29 protein-coding genes are annotated in these 18,909 nt (G+C 68.3%); 28 read left to right on the plus strand and 1 reads right to left on the minus strand.

The features are described 5' to 3' along the window. The first annotated feature begins 68 nt into the window (after positions 1–68). Positions 69–815, plus strand: a complete 747-nt coding sequence (locus tag G6R24_RS02930) for an RluA family pseudouridine synthase (RefSeq protein WP_163547650.1) — start codon at positions 69–71, stop codon at positions 813–815. Here the strand turns inward: G6R24_RS02930 and mug are convergent. Beyond that, positions 797–1,384: a G/U mismatch-specific DNA glycosylase gene (gene mug, locus G6R24_RS02935; RefSeq protein WP_163547627.1), complete on the minus strand. Its 588-nt coding sequence runs from the start codon at positions 1,382–1,384 to the stop codon at positions 797–799. The genes G6R24_RS02930 and mug overlap by 19 nt on opposite strands. A 688-nt stretch (positions 1,385–2,072) precedes the next feature. Between mug and rpsL the strand changes: the two genes are divergently transcribed. The 27 genes from rpsL to G6R24_RS03070 all read left to right on the plus strand — a co-directional run. Continuing rightward, on the plus strand, positions 2,073–2,447 hold the full coding sequence (gene rpsL / locus G6R24_RS02940) for a 30S ribosomal protein S12 (protein ID WP_009740532.1): 375 nt from the start codon (positions 2,073–2,075) through the stop codon (positions 2,445–2,447). Then, positions 2,447–2,917 (plus strand): 30S ribosomal protein S7, encoded by a 471-nt coding sequence (gene rpsG / locus G6R24_RS02945; RefSeq protein WP_101832667.1) that lies wholly within the window; start codon positions 2,447–2,449, stop codon positions 2,915–2,917. The genes rpsL and rpsG overlap by 1 nt, the downstream gene beginning before the upstream one ends. 6 nt (positions 2,918–2,923) lie before the next feature. Next, positions 2,924–5,020 carry an elongation factor G gene (gene fusA / locus G6R24_RS02950; protein WP_163547628.1) on the plus strand — a complete coding sequence of 699 codons (2,097 nt, stop codon included), beginning with the start codon at positions 2,924–2,926 and terminating at the stop codon, positions 5,018–5,020. A 76-nt stretch (positions 5,021–5,096) separates the two neighbouring features. Continuing rightward, entirely contained in the window at positions 5,097–6,290 is a 1,194-nt protein-coding gene (tuf, locus tag G6R24_RS02955; protein WP_163547629.1) for an elongation factor Tu, read from the plus strand. 270 nt (positions 6,291–6,560) lie between these two features. Next, positions 6,561–6,869 (plus strand): 30S ribosomal protein S10, encoded by a 309-nt coding sequence (gene rpsJ / locus G6R24_RS02960; protein WP_007514815.1) that lies wholly within the window; start codon positions 6,561–6,563, stop codon positions 6,867–6,869. Between the two features lie 17 nt (positions 6,870–6,886). Then, positions 6,887–7,588, plus strand: a complete 702-nt coding sequence (gene rplC / locus G6R24_RS02965; RefSeq protein WP_163547630.1) for a 50S ribosomal protein L3 — start codon at positions 6,887–6,889, stop codon at positions 7,586–7,588. Then, positions 7,585–8,292: a 50S ribosomal protein L4 gene (gene rplD / locus G6R24_RS02970; RefSeq protein ID WP_163547631.1), complete on the plus strand. Its 708-nt coding sequence runs from the start codon at positions 7,585–7,587 to the stop codon at positions 8,290–8,292. Before rplC ends, rplD begins: the two co-directional genes overlap by 4 nt. Further along, on the plus strand, positions 8,289–8,585 hold the full coding sequence (gene rplW, locus G6R24_RS02975) for a 50S ribosomal protein L23 (RefSeq protein WP_163547632.1): 297 nt from the start codon (positions 8,289–8,291) through the stop codon (positions 8,583–8,585). Before rplD ends, rplW begins: the two co-directional genes overlap by 4 nt. Positions 8,586–8,646: 61 nt before the next feature. Next, entirely contained in the window at positions 8,647–9,480 is an 834-nt protein-coding gene (gene rplB / locus G6R24_RS02980; protein ID WP_163547633.1) for a 50S ribosomal protein L2, read from the plus strand. Between the two features lie 81 nt (positions 9,481–9,561). Next, on the plus strand, positions 9,562–9,843 hold the full coding sequence (gene rpsS / locus G6R24_RS02985) for a 30S ribosomal protein S19 (RefSeq protein ID WP_163547634.1): 282 nt from the start codon (positions 9,562–9,564) through the stop codon (positions 9,841–9,843). Continuing rightward, on the plus strand, positions 9,836–10,261 hold the full coding sequence (gene rplV, locus G6R24_RS02990; protein WP_163547635.1) for a 50S ribosomal protein L22: 426 nt from the start codon (positions 9,836–9,838) through the stop codon (positions 10,259–10,261). Before rpsS ends, rplV begins: the two co-directional genes overlap by 8 nt. Then, positions 10,261–11,262, plus strand: a complete 1,002-nt coding sequence (gene rpsC / locus G6R24_RS02995; RefSeq protein ID WP_163547636.1) for a 30S ribosomal protein S3 — start codon at positions 10,261–10,263, stop codon at positions 11,260–11,262. Before rplV ends, rpsC begins: the two co-directional genes overlap by 1 nt. A 3-nt stretch (positions 11,263–11,265) precedes the next feature. Continuing rightward, positions 11,266–11,682 (plus strand): 50S ribosomal protein L16, encoded by a 417-nt coding sequence (gene rplP / locus G6R24_RS03000; RefSeq protein WP_163547637.1) that lies wholly within the window; start codon positions 11,266–11,268, stop codon positions 11,680–11,682. After that, on the plus strand, positions 11,682–11,939 hold the full coding sequence (gene rpmC / locus G6R24_RS03005) for a 50S ribosomal protein L29 (protein WP_163547638.1): 258 nt from the start codon (positions 11,682–11,684) through the stop codon (positions 11,937–11,939). The genes rplP and rpmC overlap by 1 nt, the downstream gene beginning before the upstream one ends. Next, positions 11,936–12,253, plus strand: a complete 318-nt coding sequence (rpsQ, locus tag G6R24_RS03010) for a 30S ribosomal protein S17 (RefSeq protein ID WP_163547639.1) — start codon at positions 11,936–11,938, stop codon at positions 12,251–12,253. Before rpmC ends, rpsQ begins: the two co-directional genes overlap by 4 nt. A 94-nt stretch (positions 12,254–12,347) precedes the next feature. Continuing rightward, positions 12,348–12,716 (plus strand): 50S ribosomal protein L14, encoded by a 369-nt coding sequence (gene rplN / locus G6R24_RS03015; RefSeq protein WP_136446648.1) that lies wholly within the window; start codon positions 12,348–12,350, stop codon positions 12,714–12,716. Between the two features lie 2 nt (positions 12,717–12,718). Continuing rightward, entirely contained in the window at positions 12,719–13,045 is a 327-nt protein-coding gene (rplX, locus tag G6R24_RS03020; protein WP_248813309.1) for a 50S ribosomal protein L24, read from the plus strand. A 42-nt stretch (positions 13,046–13,087) separates the two neighbouring features. Then, positions 13,088–13,672: a 50S ribosomal protein L5 gene (gene rplE / locus G6R24_RS03025; RefSeq protein ID WP_163547640.1), complete on the plus strand. Its 585-nt coding sequence runs from the start codon at positions 13,088–13,090 to the stop codon at positions 13,670–13,672. A gap of 4 nt (positions 13,673–13,676) precedes the next feature. Next, positions 13,677–13,862, plus strand: a complete 186-nt coding sequence (locus G6R24_RS03030; protein WP_009740515.1) for a type Z 30S ribosomal protein S14 — start codon at positions 13,677–13,679, stop codon at positions 13,860–13,862. Positions 13,863–13,988: 126 nt separating this feature from the next. Then, positions 13,989–14,399: a 30S ribosomal protein S8 gene (rpsH, locus tag G6R24_RS03035; RefSeq protein WP_163547641.1), complete on the plus strand. Its 411-nt coding sequence runs from the start codon at positions 13,989–13,991 to the stop codon at positions 14,397–14,399. A gap of 12 nt (positions 14,400–14,411) precedes the next feature. Beyond that, complete coding sequence (rplF, locus tag G6R24_RS03040) at positions 14,412–14,948, plus strand: 50S ribosomal protein L6 (RefSeq protein WP_163547642.1); 537 nt, start codon at positions 14,412–14,414, stop codon at positions 14,946–14,948. A gap of 10 nt (positions 14,949–14,958) precedes the next feature. Beyond that, positions 14,959–15,333, plus strand: coding sequence for a 50S ribosomal protein L18 (gene rplR, locus G6R24_RS03045; RefSeq protein WP_163547643.1), 375 nt, complete (start codon positions 14,959–14,961; stop codon positions 15,331–15,333). Positions 15,334–15,413: 80 nt separating this feature from the next. Then, positions 15,414–16,031 carry a 30S ribosomal protein S5 gene (rpsE, locus tag G6R24_RS03050; protein WP_163547644.1) on the plus strand — a complete coding sequence of 206 codons (618 nt, stop codon included), beginning with the start codon at positions 15,414–15,416 and terminating at the stop codon, positions 16,029–16,031. Next, entirely contained in the window at positions 16,031–16,216 is a 186-nt protein-coding gene (gene rpmD / locus G6R24_RS03055; protein ID WP_163547645.1) for a 50S ribosomal protein L30, read from the plus strand. The genes rpsE and rpmD overlap by 1 nt, the downstream gene beginning before the upstream one ends. A gap of 2 nt (positions 16,217–16,218) precedes the next feature. Next, on the plus strand, positions 16,219–16,722 hold the full coding sequence (gene rplO / locus G6R24_RS03060; protein ID WP_163547646.1) for a 50S ribosomal protein L15: 504 nt from the start codon (positions 16,219–16,221) through the stop codon (positions 16,720–16,722). A 246-nt stretch (positions 16,723–16,968) separates the two neighbouring features. Then, a complete protein-coding gene (gene secY, locus G6R24_RS03065; protein WP_163547647.1) occupies positions 16,969–18,261 on the plus strand; it encodes a preprotein translocase subunit SecY in 1,293 nt (430 codons plus the stop codon). Continuing rightward, positions 18,261–18,909 (plus strand): adenylate kinase (locus G6R24_RS03070; RefSeq protein WP_163547648.1); only part of this gene is annotated, 649 nt, incomplete at its 3' end. The genes secY and G6R24_RS03070, both read left to right, overlap by 1 nt.

Raw genomic sequence — 18,909 nt, forward strand, 5'->3', positions numbered from 1 at the left:
CCTTGGCAGCGGAGACGGGGACCTGGGCGAGCCTGCGCGCGCGGCACCTCGTGCACGAGGACGAGACGATGCTGGCGCTCGACAAGCCCGCCGGGATCTCGGTCATGGGGGAGCGCCACGACACCGACCTCGTCCGCCTGGCCGCGGCGCTGGGCGAGGAGCTCTTCCCCGTCCACCGCATCGACAAGGTCACCTCGGGGCTGATCCTGTTCGCCCGCGAACTACGCTTTCACGGTGACCTGACCCGCCAGTTCGCCCGGCGCACCGTCGACAAGTGCTACCTGGCGCTCACCCGCACCCGCGGTCTGCCCGCGGCCGGCATCATCGACCTTCCGCTCAGCGTCGGGCGCAAGAACCGGGTCCGCATCGCCGCCAACCGCGCCGACATCCTCGCCGAGCCCGCGGGTGACACGCTGCGCTGGACGGTGCGGTCGGGGGCGGCGTTCGACCATGTCCGGGTCTACCCGTCCGTCACGACGTTCGTCCGGGTCTGGGAGGGCGGCGAGTTCACGCTGCTGGCGGCGACCCCGGTCAGCGGGCGCCGCCATCAGATCCGCGTCCACCTGGCCTGGATCGGTCATCCGATCGACGGTGACCCCCTGTTCGACCGCACCGCCACCGGACGGGCGTTGCTGCACTCCTGGCGGCTGGCCCTCGACGTCGACGGGCAGCGCCGACGGCTCGAGGCCCCACCCGGCGACGACTTCTGGACGCCGACCGCAGGGCTGCTCCCGGGCTCCCTGACAGCCGAACTGCCAGTTCTCGTCCCCTGGGGTGGGGACGTCGCCCCAGGGGCTCAGGAAGGCTGCGGGTAGGCGGCCTGGCGTAGCTCGCCGTAGGCCCTGGCCAGGTCGGGAAGCTGGTAGTGGGCGTTGAGCCCACTGGGGTTGGGCAGCAGCCAGATCCCCGCCAACCCGAGACGCTCGGGTTGGCGGCCCACCCTGGCCTGGCGACGGCGAAAACCGACCCGATAGGCGGCCAGACCCAGGAAGGCGACGAAATCCGGCTCGATCCGTTCGACCAGGGCGGTGAGGCGGGGTATGCCGGCGCGGATCTCGGCGTCGTCGATCTCGTCGGCGCGGGCCGTCGAGCGCTGGACCAGGTTGGTGATGCTGATGCCACGGCTGGTCAGCTCACCGGTCTCGCTCGGGTGCAGGCGACGTGGGGTGAAGCCGGCCAGCTGCAGGGCCGGCCAGAGCCGATTGCTCGGGGTACCGAAGTGGAAGCCGGTCGCCCCGGACTCCAGGGACGGGTTGATGCCGCAGAGCAGCACCACGGTTCGCGGGGCGAGCAGATCGGGAAGGATGCTGCCCCGCGCGGCCAGGATTCGCGCGCGCGTCGGCCGCGGTGCGCCCGTCGGCCTTGCCTCGACTGGGTCGGACATGTTCCGCGGCCCCTCGTTTGCCGGTATCGTGCTGTCTGGTACAGCGTGCCAGCGACTGCTGGTCGGCTGCTGGTTGGCTGCTGGGCCGGCCGCTGGTCGGCCGCGGGCTAACAGAGTGTCTGTCCTCCTGGTGCTGATGGCGTAAGAGTCCGGCCGCCCCGTGATGCGGGTAGTGGATTGCTGGCTCTTGGTGTTCGCCAGGCTCCTCACCAGCCGCGATGCTGTCGCGGCGGGCATGTCGGTGTCTGCGCCGGAGGTCGGGCGGCACCCTGTTCGACACCCGGTGCAGCCGTGGAGTACTGTTGAAGCCTGTGGCCGGAGCCCGCGTGGCTCTGGCGTGCGTCCCGTACTTCGATGTGGCGCCGTGGTGCCGAGCAGGCTGGTGAAATGCCAGCGCTCAGGCGGCCGTCGGCGACTGTCGGGCTCGGTTCCGCGACGCGGCTGGGCGGGTTAGGCGTGCTTTCCACACCGTAGCTGGATCTTCTTGTTGGATTCGCACGGTCGGAGGGCGCGACACACCCGACCGCGTGGGTCGGGGAACCGGTCGGAGTCAGCAGACGACACCAGGCGGTATCGGGGTTACTCCCGGCAGCTCGGGTGCAGGGCGCAGGCGGACATGCAGGTAGGCCGGGTACCGGTCTGGTTGCCCAAGGCAGTACGACGAGGCGTGACAGGAACGGGAGCGGCGTTGCCCACGATCCAGCAGCTGGTCCGCAAGGGCCGGCAGGACAAGGTCGAGAAGACCAAGACCCCGGCACTCAAGGGGAGCCCTCAGCGTCGTGGTGTGTGCACCCGCGTCTACACGACCACTCCGAAGAAGCCGAACTCCGCGCTGCGCAAGGTGGCACGTGTCCGGCTGAACAGCGGGATCGAGGTCACCGCCTACATCCCGGGCGTCGGCCACAACTTGCAGGAGCACTCGATCGTCCTCGTGCGTGGCGGCCGAGTGAAGGACCTGCCGGGTGTCCGCTACAAGATCGTTCGTGGCGCCCTCGACACGCAGGGCGTCCGTAACCGCAAGCAGGCTCGCAGCCGTTACGGCGCGAAGAAGGAGAAGGGCTGATGCCGCGCAAGGGGCCCGCGCCCAAGCACGCCGTCGTCGTCGACCCGGTATACGGGTCGCCGCTGGTGACCGCGCTGGTGAACAAGGTGCTGATGAGCGGCAAGAAGTCCGTCGCCGAGCGCATCGTGTACGGCGCGCTTGAGGGTGCGAAGAACAAGACCGGTAACGACCCGGTCGTCACACTCAAGCGGGCGCTGGACAACGTGAAGCCCACGCTGGAAGTGCGCAGCCGCCGTGTTGGTGGCGCCACCTACCAGGTGCCGGTGGAGGTGCGGGCCGGTCGTAGCACGACCCTCGCGCTGCGCTGGCTCGTCGGCTACTCCCGAGCTCGTCGCGAGAAGACGATGACCGAGCGGCTGATGAACGAGCTCATCGACGCGAGCAACGGTCTCGGCGCCAGCGTGAAGCGCCGGGAGGACACCCACAAGATGGCGGAGTCCAACAAGGCCTTCGCCCACTACCGTTGGTAGCTCGAGATGCCTTCTGACGCAGACTCCTCCCTGGCCAGGACCCGCAACATCGGGATCATGGCCCACATCGACGCGGGCAAGACCACCACCACCGAGCGCATCCTCTTCTACACCGGTGTGAACTACAAGATCGGTGAAGTCCACGAGGGTGGCGCCACGATGGACTGGATGGAGCAGGAGCAGGAGCGGGGGATCACCATCACCTCCGCGGCCACCACCTGTATCTGGCGCGACCACACCATCAACATCATCGACACGCCTGGCCACGTCGACTTCACCGTCGAGGTGGAGCGCTCGCTGCGGGTCCTTGACGGTGCGGTCGCGGTGTTCGACGCCGTCGCCGGGGTCGAACCGCAGAGTGAGACGGTCTGGAAGCAGGCCGACCGCTACGACGTCCCACGGATCGCCTTCGTCAACAAGATGGACCGGGTCGGCGCGGAGTTCCACCGCTGCGTCGACATGATGGTCGACCGGCTTGACGCGACGCCCGCCGTCATCCAGCTCCCCTGGGGTGTGGAGTCGGACTTCCGCGGCGTCATCGACCTGATCCGGATGAAGGGTCTCCTCTGGCAGTCGGAGGACAAGGGCGCGTCGTACGACTCCGTCGACATTCCGGCCGATCACGCCGAGGCCGCGCAGGAATGGCACGACAAGCTGGTGGAGACCGTCGCCGAGAACGACGACGAGCTCATGGAGCTCTACCTCGAGGGCGAGGAGCCCACCGAGGAGCAGCTCGTGGCCGCGCTGCGGCGCGCCACGCTCGCCAGCAAGATCAACCCGGTGCTGTGCGGGTCGGCGTTCAAGAACAAGGGTGTCCAGCCGATGCTGGACGCGGTGGTCGACTTCCTGCCGAACCCGCTCGACATCGGTGCCACGGTTGGCCACTCGGTCAGCGACGAGGCCGCCGAGGTCCGCCGGGAGCCCAGTGAGAGCGAGCCGTTCTCCGCGCTCGCCTTCAAGATCATGAGTGACCCGTACGTCGGCAAGCTGACCTACATCCGGGTCTACTCCGGCAGGATCAACGGTGGCTCCCCGGTCCTGAACTCCACCAAGGACCGCAAGGAGCGCATCGGGCGCATCCTGCAGATGCACGCCAACCACCGGGAGGACCGCGACGGTGTCGGCGCGGGCCAGATCGTCGCCGTGGTGGGGCTGAAGAACACCACCACCGGTGACACGCTCTGCGACCCGACCGCGCCGGTGATCCTGGAGTCGATGACGTTCCCGGCTCCGGTCATCCACGTCGCGATCGAACCGAAGACCAAGGCCGACCAGCAGAAGCTGGGCACCGCGATCCAGCGGCTCGCCGAGGAGGACCCGACCTTCCAGGTCCGCACCGACGAGGAGACCGGCCAGACGATCATCGCGGGTATGGGCGAGCTGCACCTTGACGTGCTGGTCGACCGGATGCGCCGCGAGTTCAGTGTCGAGGCGAACGTCGGCAAGCCGCAGGTCGCGTACCGGGAGACCGTCCGCCGCAAGGTGGAGAAGGTCGACTACACGCACAAGAAGCAGACCGGCGGCTCCGGCCAGTACGCTCGTGTGATCATCAGCCTCGAGCCCTCCGGCGGTGACGGCGGCGGGTACGAGTTCCAGAACAAGGTCACCGGCGGCCGTATCCCCAAGGAGTACATCCCCTCGGTGGACGCCGGGTGCCAGGAGGCCATGGAGTTCGGCGTGCTCGCCGGCTACCCGCTGGTCGACGTCAAGGTCACCCTCCTGGACGGCCAGTACCACGACGTGGACTCCTCGGAGCTCGCGTTCAAGATCGCTGGTTCGATGGTCTTCAAGGACGCGGCCCGCAAGGCCGATCCGGTTCTGCTCGAGCCGCTGATGGCCGTCGAGGTCACGACGCCCGAGGACCACATGGGCGACGTGATCGGCGACCTGAACTCGCGGCGTGGTCAGATCCAGGCGATGGAGGAGCGCGGCGGGTCGCGCATCGTGCGAGCCACGGTTCCGCTGTCGGAGATGTTCGGCTACGTGGGCGACCTGCGGTCGAAGACCTCCGGCCGGGCCAGCTACTCGATGCAGTTCGACTCCTACGCCGAGGTTCCCGCGAACGTCGCCAAGGAGATCATCGCCAAGGCGCGGGGGGAGTGACCGTCTCCGCGGCGTGAGCAACACCCCCACCTGACGACAACACAGCACGGCACCACCCGTCCTTGGAGGGACACCCGTGGCGAAGCAGAAGTTCGAGCGGACCAAGCCGCACGTCAACATTGGCACCATCGGTCACATCGACCATGGCAAGACCACGCTGACCGCTGCGATCACCAAGGTCCTGCACGACGCATACCCGGACCTCAACCCCTTCACGCCGTTCGACCAGATCGACAAGGCGCCGGAGGAGAAGGCCCGCGGCATCACGATCTCGATCGCGCATGTCGAGTACCAGACCGACTCGCGTCACTACGCGCACGTCGACTGCCCGGGTCACGCGGACTACATCAAGAACATGATCACCGGTGCCGCGCAGATGGACGGCGCGATCCTGGTGGTCTCCGCGACCGACGGCCCCATGCCGCAGACGAAGGAGCACGTGCTGCTCGCTCGTCAGGTCGGTGTGCCCTACATCGTCGTCGCGCTGAACAAGGCCGACATGGTCGACGACGAGGAGATCCTCGAGCTCGTCGAGCTCGAGGTCCGCGAGCTGCTCAGCTCGTACGAGTTCCCCGGCGACGACGTCCCGGTCATCCGCGTCTCCGCGCTCAAGGCGCTGGAGGGTGACAAGGAGTGGGGCGCCAAGCTGCTCGAGCTCATGGCGGCGGTCGACGAGTCGATCCCCGAGCCCGTCCGTGAGATCGACCGGCCGTTCCTGATGCCGATCGAGGACGTCTTCACGATCACCGGTCGTGGCACTGTTGTCACCGGCCGCATCGAGCGTGGAATCGTCAAGGTCAGCGAGACGATCGAGATCGTCGGCATCAAGCCGGAGACGACCACCACGACCGTCACCGGTGTCGAGATGTTCCGCAAGCTGCTCGACGAGGGCCAGGCCGGCGACAACGTCGGACTCCTCCTTCGCGGCATCAAGCGTGAGGACGTCGAGCGCGGCCAGGTCGTCGTGAAGCCGAAGTCGATCACCCCGCACACGGTGTTCGAGGCTCGCGTCTACATCCTGAACAAGGACGAGGGCGGCCGCCACACGCCGTTCTTCAAGAACTACCGCCCGCAGTTCTACTTCCGCACCACGGACGTCACCGGCGTCGTGACCCTCCCGGACGGTACCGAGATGGTCATGCCGGGCGACAACACCGAGATGACGGTCGAGCTGATTCAGCCGATCGCCATGGAGGAAGGTCTGCGCTTCGCCATCCGCGAGGGTGGCCGGACCGTCGGCGCGGGCCAGGTCACGAAGGTTCTCAAGTAGTACGGCGGGTGGGTGGGTCCGCACGCGCGGACCCACCCACCCGCACCGCTGCCCCCACGGGCCGCGGTGCGACGGCACAGCAGCACTGCCAGCCCGGGCCGAGCCGTCGACTTCGTCGGCGGGGGACCGGTACGAGACAGCGGTAGACCGGCAGATTCCCGCACCGCCGGCGGCGGGCGCCCCGCGCCCCCCGGCACGGCGGAGATCTACGGGCGGTGACCCGGTAGCGGTACCGGCCGAACGAGACAGACAGGACAGGCGAAGCCCACCATGGCGGCACAGAAGATCCGCATTCGGCTCAAGGCCTATGATCACGAGGTCATCGACAGCTCGGCGCGGAAGATCGTCGAGACGGTGACCCGGACGGGTGCGCAGGTCGCGGGACCGGTGCCGCTGCCGACGGAGAAGAACATCTACTGCGTCATCCGGTCGCCGCACAAGTACAAGGACAGCCGCGAGCACTTCGAGATGCGGACGCACAAGCGGCTGATCGACATCCTTGACCCGACGCCGAAGACGGTCGACTCGCTCATGCGCCTCGACCTGCCCGCCGGCGTCGACATCGAGATCAAGCTGTAAGAGGGGCCGGCGCAGTCATGCTCATCCGCAACTACAGAGGGCTCCTGGGCACGAAGCTCGGGATGACCCAGGTATGGGACGCGAACAACCGCGTCGTGCCGGTCACCGTCATCAAGGCCGGACCCAACGTTGTCACGCAGGTCAAGACGCCGGAATCCGATGGCTACGCGGCCGTCCAGCTCGGCTACGGCGAGATCGACCCGCGTCGGATCAACAAGCCGACCCGCGGGCACTTCGCCACCAGCGGCGTCACCCCGCGGCGTCACCTGGTCGAACTGCGCACCGCGGACGCGACCAGGTACGAGGCCGGCCAAGAGCTGAGCACCGAGGTGTTCACCGTCGGCACGGTCGTCGACGTGACCGGCACCTCCAAGGGCAAGGGCTTCGCCGGTGTCATGAAGCGCCACGGCTTCAAGGGCCTGGGCGCCGGGCACGGCGTCGAGCGCAAGCACCGTTCGCCGGGTTCGGTCGGCGGCTGCGCCACCCCCGGTCGCGTGTTCAAGGGTCTGCGGATGGCCGGTCGTATGGGCCACGCACGTACCACCACGCCGGGGCTCACCATCCACGCCGTCGACACCGAGCGTGGGTTCCTGCTGGTCAAGGGCGCGGTTCCCGGCCCCGACGGCGGTCTGGTCTTCGTGCGCAGCGCGGCCAAGCGCCCGGCGCCCGGCGACTTCACCCCGGTCGCGGCCGGTAGCGGCGAGGAGGTCTCGGCATGACCGCTGTCCAGACCGCATCCGAGTCGGATGCGACCACCTCGGACACCACGACCCGCACGGTCGAGGTCTACGGCGGCGGCAGCGTGGAGCTGCCCGGCGGTGTGTTCGACGTGACGCTGAACGTTCCGCTGATCCACCAGGTCGTGGTCGCCCAGCTCGCGGCTGCCCGCCAGGGCACCCACGACACGAAGACCCGTGGCGAGGTGCGCGGCGGTGGCCGCAAGCCGTACCGGCAGAAGGGCACCGGGCGCGCCCGGCAGGGCTCACTGCGGGCGCCGCAGTTCACCGGCGGTGGCGTGGTGCACGGCCCGACGCCGCGCAAGTACGACCAGCGCACGCCCAAGAAGATGAAGGCCGCCGCGCTGCGCGGTGCGCTCTCTGACCGGGCCCGCAACAACCGGGTGCACGTCGTCGCCTCGCTGGTCACCGGTGAGAAGCCGTCGACGAAGTCCGCCGTGACGGCGCTGCACGCGATCGCCGACACCCGCCGGGTGCTCGTCGTCGTCAGCCGTTCCGAGGAACTGACCTGGAAGAGCCTGCGCAACGTCGAGACGGTGCACCTGCTCGACCCGGGTCAGCTCAACACCTACGACGTCCTGGTCAGCGACGACGTCGTCTTCACCGAGGAGGCGCTGGCCGCGTTCCTCGAGCGCAACAGCCGGCCGGCCCCGCGGACCGTGGCCGGGGCGGAGGAGAACAAGTGATTCCCGACCCGCGTGACGTCATCCTGCGGCCGGTCGTCTCGGAGAAGAGCTACGGCCTGCTCGACGAGAACGTCTACACCTTCATCGTCCACCCGGACGCGAACAAGACCCAGATCAAGCTTGCCGTTCAGCAGATCTTCAGCGTGCGGGTCCTGCGGGTGAACACCATCAACCGGCAGGGCAAGCGCAAGCGGACCAAGCACGGCTGGGGACAGCGGTCCGCGACCAAGCGGGCCCTGGTGAGTCTTGCTCCCGGTGACACGATCGAGATCTTCGGAGGCCCCGGTGCCTGAGCGCGCGCGCTGCGTCGCGTCCGCGGGTGCGTCCTCGACGGGCCAGGGACGGTAGGAAGCCATGGGTATTCGTAGGTATAAGCCGACGACGCCAGGGCGTCGTGGCTCGAGCGTGGCCGACTTCGTCGAGATCACCCGGGACCACCCGGAGAAGTCGCTGGTCCGCCCGCTGCACTCCAAGGGCGGTCGCAACGCCCACGGCCGGATCACCACCCGGCACCAGGGCGGCGGCCACAAGCGGGCCTACCGGCTCATCGACTTCCGCCGGGACAAGGACGGGGTGCCGGCCAAGGTCGCGCACATCGAGTACGACCCGAACCGCACCGCCCGGATCGCACTGCTGCACTACGCCGACGGCGAGAAGCGCTACATCATCGCCCCGGTCAAGCTCAAGCAGGGCGACCAGGTGAGCTCCGGCGTCGGCGCCGACATCAAGCCCGGCAACGCCCTGCCGCTGCGCAACATCCCGACCGGTACCGTGATCCACGCCATCGAGCTGCGCCCCGGCGGCGGCGCCAAGATCGCCCGTAGCGCCGGTGCCAGCGTGCAGCTCGTCGCGAAGGACGGACCGTACGCTCAGCTGCGGATGCCCTCGGGCGAGATCCGCAACGTCGACGTGCGCTGCCGGGCGACCGTCGGCGAGGTCGGCAACGCCGAGCAGAGCAACATCAACTGGGGCAAGGCCGGCCGGATGCGCTGGAAGGGCCGTCGTCCCACCGTCCGCGGTGTGGCGATGAACCCCGTCGACCACCCGCACGGTGGTGGTGAGGGCAAGACCTCCGGTGGTCGTCACCCGGTCAACCCGAAGGGTCGTCCGGAGGGCCGCACCCGCGCCCACAAGAAGGCCTCCGACGCGATGATCGTGCGTCGGCGCAAGCAGAACAGGCGGCGGTAGTGACCTCACCCATCCGGATCACGGTTACCGTGAGCCACCCGTCGTCCCACCTGATCTGAGCAGGAAGGAGGAGACACAGCCATGCCACGCAGTCTGAAAAAGGGCCCGTTCGTCGACGACCACCTGCTCAAGAAGGTGGACGTGCAGAACTCCAAGGGCACCAAGCACGTCATCATGACCTGGTCGCGCCGCTCGACCGTGATCCCCGACATGCTGGGGCACACGATCGCCGTGCACGATGGCCGCAAGCACGTCCCGGTGTTCATCACCGAGGGCATGGTCGGCCACAAGCTCGGCGAGTTCGCCCCGACCCGGACTTTCCGCGGGCACGTCAAGGAGGACCGGAGGTCACGTCGTGGCTGACGATCTCGTCGACGGCCTGAGCCGCGCCGGCCTGCCGGGGGCCAAGGCCTCCGCCCGGTACGTGCGGGTGTCCCCGATGAAGGCGCGCCGGGTCATCGACCTGGTGCGCGGCCGCTCGGTCGGCGAGGCCCTCGACATCCTGCGCTTCGCCCCCCAGGCGGCCAGCGAGGACGTCTACAAGGTCGTCGCCAGCGCCGCCGCGAACGCCGAGAACAACAACGGCCTCGACCCGGCCACACTGTGGGTCGCCGAGGTCTACGTGGACGAGGGGCCGACGCTCAAGCGCATCCGGCCCCGCGCCCAGGGCCGGGCCTACCGGATCCGCAAGCGCACCAGCCACATCACCGTCGTGGTGGAAAGCCGCGAGCCGCTCGCCGCGGCCGGCCGGGGTGCCAAGACGACTAGGAGGGCCCGGTAGTGGGGCAGAAGGTCAACCCGCACGGGTTCCGACTTGGCATCACGTCGGAGTTCACGTCCCGTTGGTACGCCGACAAGCTGTACAAGGCGTACGTCGGCGAGGACGTGAAGATCCGCAAGATGATGTCGCGGGGCATGGAGCGGGCCGGGATCAGCCGGGTCGACATCGAGCGCACCCAGGGTCGGCTGCGGGTGGACATCCACACCGCCCGCCCGGGCATCGTCATCGGTCGCCGGGGCGCCGAGGCCGACCGCATCCGCGGTGACCTCGAGAAGCTCACCGGCAAGCAGGTGCAGCTCAACATCCTCGAGGTGAAGAACCCCGAGGTGGACGCGCAGCTCGTCGCCCAGGGCGTCGCCGAGCAGCTGTCCAGCCGGGTCAGCTTCCGCCGCGCGATGCGCAAGGCGATGCAGACCGCGATGAAGGGCGGCGCGAAGGGCATCCGGGTGCAGTGCTCCGGTCGCCTGGGCGGCGCCGAGATGAGCCGTTCGGAGTTCTACCGCGAGGGTCGGGTGCCGCTGCACACGCTGCGTGCGGACATCGACTACGGCTTCTACGAGGCCCGGACGAACTTCGGTCGGATCGGCGTCAAGGTCTGGATCTACAAGGGCGACATCGTGCAGAGCCGCGCCGAGCGCGAGGCCCAGGACGCGCTGCTGCGCCAGACCCGTCGGGACCGGCCGCGCCGCGGGCCGCGCTCGGGTTCGTCCGGTACCACCCAGGGTGGGACGGACGCCGGCCGCGCCGCCGCACGCAACGAGCGTCGGGGCGGACGTGGCGGTAACGCGCCGGCCACCGAGGCCGCCGGCACCGACGCGGCACCGGCGGAGACCACCGCCGCCGAGGCGACCGGGACCGAGACGACGACCGCCACCGCGACCGCCGCCCCCGAGGCGTCCGTGACCGCGGCGGCGAGCGAGGCCACCACCGACACGACCGCCACCGTCGCCGAGACGGCCGCCACGCCGGCCGCGGGCACGTCGGAGAAGGCGGAGGAGTAGATCATGCTGATTCCTCGGAAGGTCGCGCACCGCAAGCAGCACCACCCCGGGCGCACCGGTGCGGCCAAGGGCGGCACGCGGGTCACCTTCGGCGAGTACGGCATCCAGGCCCTCGAGTCGGCCTATGTGACGAACCGCCAGATCGAGTCGGCCCGTATCGCCATGACCCGGCACATCCGTCGTGGTGGCAAGGTCTGGATCAACATCTACCCGGACCGTCCGCTGACCAAGAAGCCGGCCGAGACCCGGATGGGTTCCGGTAAGGGTTCGCCCGAGTGGTGGGTCGCCAACGTCAAGCCCGGACGCGTGATGTTCGAGCTGTCGGGAGTCGCCGAGCCGGTGGCTCGCGAGGCGATGCGACGAGCCATCCACAAGCTGCCGATGAAGTGCCGTTTCGTGGTTCGTGAAGGTGGTGCGTGATGGCTGTCGCTACCGCGGACGAGCTGCGCGGCCTGTCCGGCGAGGACCTCGTCGACAAGCTTCGGGAGGCCAAGGAGGAGCTGTTCAACCTCCGGTTCCAGGCGGCGACCGGGCAGCTGAGCAACAACCGCCGGCTGCGTGTCGTGCGGCGTGACATCGCCCGGATCTACACGGTGATGCGCGAACGCGAGCTGGGCATCACCGACGATCCGGCGCTGGCCGCCGGCGCGGCTGACGACGACGCGACGAAGGCGTGAGGGCAGTGGCAGAAGAGACCGAGAACTCCTCGCAGGAGACCTCCGAGACCGCCACGGCGGACGAGCGCGGTTTCCGCAAGGTCCGTGAGGGCTTGGTCGTCAGCGACAAGATGACCAAGACCGTCGTCGTCGCCGTCGAGGACCGGGTGCAGCACCCCCTGTACGGCAAGACGATCCGCCGCACCAAGAAGATCAAGGCGCACGACGAGAGCGGCACCACCGGTGTCGGCGACCGCGTCCTGCTGATGGAGACCCGGCCGCTGTCCGCCACGAAGCGTTGGCGGGTCGTCCGGGTGCTGGAGAAGGCCAAGTAGTTCTCACGACCCGGGGCGACGCCCCTCGGCCAGGCAGTACCGGTTGGTCAGTGGTACCGGGTGATCAGTAGTACCGGGTGATCAGGAGCAGAAAGTGATTCAGCAGGAGTCGCGACTTCGGGTCGCCGACAACACCGGAGCGCGGGAGATCCTCTGCATCCGGGTACTTGGCGGCTCTGGGCGTCGTTACGCGGGGATCGGCGACATCATCGTCGGCACGGTCAAGGATGCCCTGCCCGGCGCCGGCGTGAAGCGCGGCGACGTGGTCAAGGCGGTCGTGGTGCGCACCACCAAGGAGCGTCGCCGGCCGGACGGCTCCTACATCCGGTTCGACGAGAACGCGGCGGTGCTCATCCGGGACGGTGGCGAGCCCCGGGGCACCCGTATCTTCGGGCCGGTCGGCCGCGAGCTGCGGGACAAGAAGTTCATGAAGATCATTTCTTTGGCGCCGGAGGTGCTGTGACCGTGGCCAGCCTGAAGATCAAGAAGGGTGACACGGTCCAGATCATCACCGGTAAGGACCGTGGCCTCAAGGGCAAGGTCATCCGGGCGTATCCGGAGCGGAACAAGGTCCTGGTCGAGGGTGCGAACCGGATTACCCGGCACACCCGCGTCCAGCAGAGCGCGCGTGGTTCGCAGGCCGGGGGCATCATCACCCAGGAGGCCCCGATCCACGTCAGCAACGTGCAGATCATTGATCCGTCGGATGGCAGGCCCACCCGCATCGGCTACCGGATCAACGAGGACGGCACCAAGGTCCGCATCTCCCGGCGTACCGGCACCGAGCTGTAGGCCGGACGAGCAGTCGAGAGCAGTGGGGAATCGAGTTCAGACATGACTGTCACCACCGAAGACCGGACCGCGGATGCCCGTCCGGTGCCGCGGCTCAAGCAGCGGTACCGCGAGGAGATCGCCCCGGCGTTGCGACAGGAGTTCTCCTTCGCCAACGTCATGCAGATCCCCGGCGTCGTGAAGGTTGTCGTGAACATGGGTGTCGGCGACGCCGCCCGCGACGCGAAGCTCATCGACGGCGCCGTGCGGGACCTGGCGGCCATCACCGGCCAGAAGCCGGCCGTGCGTCGGGCGACCAAGTCCATCGCCCAGTTCAAGCTGCGCGAGGGTATGCCGATCGGCGCGAAGGTCACCCTGCGCGGCGACCGGATGTGGGAGTTCCTCGACCGGCTGGTCAGCATCGCCCTGCCGCGTATCCGTGACTTCCGCGGCCTGTCGCCCAAGCAGTTCGACGGCCGGGGCAACTACACGTTCGGCGTGGTCGAGCAGTCGATCTTCCACGAGATCGACATCGACCGGATCGACCGGATTCGGGGCATGGACATCACGGTCGTGACCACCGCGACCACCGACGACGAGGGCCGGGCGCTCCTGCGGGCGCTGGGCTTCCCCTTCCGGGAGAACTAGACAGATGGCCAAGAAGGCACTGATCGAGAAGTCGAATCGCAAGCCGAAGTACGCCGTGCGTGGATACACCCGCTGCCAGCGCTGTGGGCGGTCCCGCTCGGTGTACCGGGTCTTCGGACTCTGCCGGGTCTGCCTGCGTCAGATGGCACACCGCGGCGAGCTGCCGGGCGTCACCAAGAGCTCCTGGTAGTTCGAAGCATTCGGCTTCCCTCCGTACCACCCCCGCACGTCCTCCCGATCGCGGTAGGCCCGACACCCGGCCGCCGGAGCAGCGCTTCGGAGCCGATGGGAACCCCCGTGAGAAAGGCGTAACCCCATGACGATGACCGACCCCATCGCGGACATGCTCACTCGTGTCCGCAACGGCAGCCGGGCGTACCACGACCGCGTGGCCATGCCGCACAGCAAGATCAAGACGCACATCGCCGAGATTCTCCAGCAGGAGGGCTACATCTCCAGCTGGCACGTCGAGGACGCGACCTCGGCCGGCGGCGTCGGCCACACGCTGGTCATCGATCTGAAGTACGGGCCGAACCGCGAGCGCTCGATCGCCGGTATCAAGCGCATCAGCAAGCCGGGCCTGCGGGTCTACGCCAAGGCGACCAACCTCCCCAAGGTTCTTGGGGGACTGGGTGTCGCGATCATCTCGACCTCGTCGGGGCTGCTGACCGACAAGCAGGCGAACAAGCGGGGCGTGGGCGGGGAAGTCCTCGCCTACGTCTGGTAAGGAGGGCGAGCGATGTCTCGGATCGGGCGCCTGCCCATTCCCGTCCCTGGCGGTGTCGACATCACCGTTGAGGGGCCCACGATCACGGTCAAGGGGCCCAAGGGCACCCTGAGCCACACCGTCGTCGAGCCGATCGCGGTCAATCGGGAGGAGGGTCAGCTTGTTGTGACCCGTCCCGACGATGACCGTCGGTCCCGCTCGCTGCACGGTCTGACCCGCACGCTGGTCTCGAACATGGTCACCGGCGTCACCGCCGGGTACTCCAAGACCCTGGAGATCGTCGGCGTCGGTTACCGCGTCCAGGCGAAGGGCTCGGACCTCGAGTTCGCGCTCGGCTACAGCCACCCCGTCCCGGTCAAGGCCCCCGAGGGCATCCGCTTCGAGGTGCAGACCCCGACCCGCTTCGTCGTCCACGGGATCGACAAGCAGCTCGTCGGTGAGGTCTCGGCGAAGATCCGCGGCCTGCGCAAGCCCGACCCCTACAAGGGCAAGGGTGTGCGCTACCAGGGTGAGGTCGTCCGCCGCAAGGTCGGGAAGACCGGGAAGTAGGAGATAGATCATGCCAGTGAGCCTTGGCGTCAGCGCGAAGCGACGGATCTCGAAGCTCCGTCGGCATTCCCGCGTGCGCAAGAAGGTGGCGGGCACCCCGTCGCGCCCCCGGCTCGTCGTCACCCGCTCCTCCCGGCACATCTACGCCCAGGTCATCGACGACGTGGCCGGGCACACCCTCGCCTCGGCGTCCACCCTGGACGTGACACTGCGCGAGGGCGAGGGCGACAAGAGCGCCCAGGCCCGCAAGGTCGGCGAACTGGTCGCCCAGCGGGCGAAGGCGGCCGGCGTCGACGCCGTCGTGTTCGACCGCGGTGGACGGACCTACGCTGGTCGTATCGCGGCTCTCGCCGACGCGGCCCGGGAAGGCGGCCTGGACTTCTGATGACCGCCCAGGCACCGGCCACGCCGGCCCGCGCGATCACGCGGGATATTCAGGACAGTCAGAACAGGGAGATGTTGTAGATGCCAGGCCAGCAGCGCCGCGGCGGCAGCTCCGGCGGCTCGGACCGTCGGGAACGCCGGGACCGGTCGGGCGGCGGCCCGGCCCAGGAGAAGAACGCCTACGTCGAGCGGGTCGTCGCGATCAACCGGGTGGCCAAGGTCGTCAAGGGTGGTCGTCGGTTCAGCTTCACCGCTCTGGTCGTCGTCGGGGACGCCGACGGGACGGTCGGCATCGGCTACGGCAAGGCGAAGGAGGTGCCGGCCGCCATCGCCAAGGGTGTGGAGGAGGCCAAGAAGCACTTCTTCAAGGTGCCGCGGATCGGCTCGACCATTCCTCACCCGGTACAGGGTGAGGAGGCGGCCGGTGTCGTGCTGCTCAAGCCGGCCTCGCCGGGTACCGGCGTGATCGCCGGCGGCCCGGTGCGTGCCGTGCTCGAGTGCGCCGGCGTCCACGACGTGCTGTCGAAGTCGCTCGGCTCGTCGAACCCGATCAACATCGTGCACGCGACCGTGGCCGCTCTGCGTGGCCTCATGCGGCCCGAGGAGATCGCGGCTCGCCGTGGCCTGCCGCTCGAGGACGTCGCTCCGCCCGCCATGCTGCGGGCCCGTGCGGCGGCAGCCGCCGGGGCGGGTGCGTGATGGCCAAGCTGCGCATCACGCAGATCCGTTCCGGTATCGGCGGCACCCACAACCAGCGGGCGACGCTGCGCACCCTCGGACTGCGTAAGATCAACTCGTCGACGGTCCGGGAGGACCGTCCCGAGGTGCTCGGAATGATCAGGACTGTGACCCACCTGGTTCGGGTCGAGGAGGTGGACGCGTAGCCATGGCCGAACTGTCGAAGACCGAGGCCGATGCTGGCGCCACGGCGGGCGAGGCCGAGCGTGGCCGCGGCCTGAAGGTGCACCACCTTCGCCCGGCACCCGGAGCGCATCGCAAGAAGATCCGGGTCGGCCGTGGTGAGGGCTCCAAGGGCAAGACGGCCGGACGTGGCACCAAGGGCTCCAAGGCCCGCAAGCAGGTGCCCGCCCGGTTCGAGGGTGGTCAGATGCCGCTGCACATGCGGCTGCCCAAGCTCAAGGGCTTCAACAACCCGAACCGGGTCGAGTACCAGGTGGTGAACGTCGCCATCCTCGCCGAGCTGTTCCCCGACGGCGGCCAGGTCAGCAAGGCCGACCTGGTGGCCCGCGGCGCGGTACGCGCCAAGCTGCCGGTGAAGGTGCTGGGCGACGGCGACCTCGGCGTCGCGCTGCACATCACCGCGGACGCGTTCTCCGCCTCCGCGCGGGAGAAGATCGCGGCCGCCGGCGGGAGTGTCACCGAAAGCTGAGACGGGCGGGGGTGGCGTACAGCGACCCCCGCCCGACGTGTGTCCGGACCCGGATGCCGGTCGCACCCGCCTGGCACACCGTTCGTTCCGGCTACTGCTGCTTACCGGACGTGATGTCCGGACGAGGGGACCTCGTGTCCTGTTACAGTCGCCTCACCGATGTCGGCCGGGTGCCGACTTCGGTGCTCCGTTCCGGGCAGAATGTCCACCCTCCCCGTCGGTCCGCCATCTCCAGCAGGAGGAGCCGTGCTCACCGCCTTCACACGGGCATTCCGCACTCCTGACCTGCGTAAGAAGCTGCTGTTCACCGTCGGGGTCGTGGTGCTGTTCCGGTTCGGCAGCGTCATGCCGTCACCCGGGGTGTCCACCCGCGCGGTCAACACCTGCCTGAACGCGGCGAGTGCCGAAGGCAGCAACGTGTACTCGCTGATCAACCTCTTCAGCGGCGGTGCGCTGCTCCAGCTGTCCATCTTCGCGCTCGGCATCATGCCGTACATCACCTCGAGCATCATCATCCAGCTGCTCGTCGTGGTCATCCCACGGCTCGAGCAGCTGAAGAAGGAAGGCAGCGCGGGCGAGCAGAAGCTCACCCAGTACACCCGCTACCTGACGATCGCCCTGGGCATCCTGCAGGCCACCGGCATCGTGGCCTTGGCGCGCAGCGGCCGGCTGTTCCCGAGCTGCTCGGCGGCCATCATCCCGGACACGAGTCTGTTCCGAATCGCCACCATCGTGATCACGATGACCGCCGGTACCGCGGTCATCATGTGGATGGGTGAGCTGATCACGGCGCGTGGTATCGGTAACGGCATGTCCCTGCTCATCTTCACGTCGATCGCGGCGCGGCTGCCTTCCGAGGGCAGCAGCATCCTCCAGGTCGCCGGTGGTGTGGTGTTCAGCCTGGTGATCCTGCTGGGGCTCGCCATCGTGGTGTTCGTGGTGTTCGTGGAGCAGTCCCAGCGCCGCATCCCGGTGCAGTACGCCAAGCGGCTGATCGGCCGGCGGATGTACGGCGGGACCTCCACCTACCTGCCGATCAAGGTTAACCAGGCCGGGATCATCCCGGTCATCTTCGCGTCCTCCCTGCTCCAGCTGCCGCAGCTGATCGGTCAGGTGTGGAGCAACCAGGGCTTCCAGGACTTCGAGCAGCGTTATCTCTCACGCGGCGACCATCCGCTCTACCTGGTGACATACTTCGCACTCATCATCTTCTTCACCTACTTCTATGTTGCGATCACCTTCAACCCGACGGAGGTGGCCGACAACATGAAGAAGTACGGTGGGTTCATCCCTGGGCTCAGACCGGGCAACCCGACGGTGGAGTACCTCAAACACGTACTTGATCGGATCACGCTGCCGGGGTCACTGTTCCTCGGCGTGATCACGGTACTTCCGTTGGCACTGTTGAACCTGACCAAGGACCAGCCGTTCCCGTTCGCGGGCACCTCGGTCCTGATCATGGTAGGGGTGGGGCTGGAAACGGTGAAGCAGATCGAGAGCCAGCTCATGCTCCGCAACTACGAAGGTTTCCTCCGGTAGTGCGCCTCGTACTGGTGGGACCGCCCGGTGCCGGAAAGGGTACTCAGGCCGCGTTCATCGCCCAGGCGCGGTCGATCCCCAAGATCTCCACAGGGGACATTTTCCGAGCGAACGTGCGACAGGGAACGGAACTGGGCGTCAAGGCCAAGGCGTACATGGACGCCGGTGACCTCGTCCCGGACGAGATCACCATCGGCATGGTCCGTAACCGCCTGGCCGAGGACGACGCGGTCAAGGGCTTCCTGCTCGACGGCTTCCCCCGCAACGTGCCGCAGGCCGAGGTGCTTGGCCAGATGCTCGACGCGATGGGGACCAAGCTGGATGTCGTCCTCGAGCTCGTCGTCGACGACGACGAGGTGGTGCGGCGGCTGTCCGGGCGGCGGACCTGCCGCAACTGCGGGCACATCTGGCACCTCGACTTCGACCCGCCGTCGGTCGAGGATGTCTGTGACCGCTGTGGCGGCGATCTGTTCCAGCGCGACGACGACCGGTCGGAGACCGTTCGCCACCGCCTCGAGGTGTACGCCGACCAGACGTCGCCCCTGGTGGCCTACTACGCCGAGAAGGGCATCCTGATCGGCATCGACGCCACCGGCCCGGTGGACAACGTCACCGATCGCGCGCTGGACGGACTGCGCCACTACGGCG

Origin of the sequence: Candidatus Frankia nodulisporulans (assembly GCF_902806475.1) — a bacterium.
In the GTDB taxonomy this organism is placed as follows: Bacteria; Actinomycetota; Actinomycetes; order Frankiales; family Frankiaceae; genus Frankia; species Frankia umida.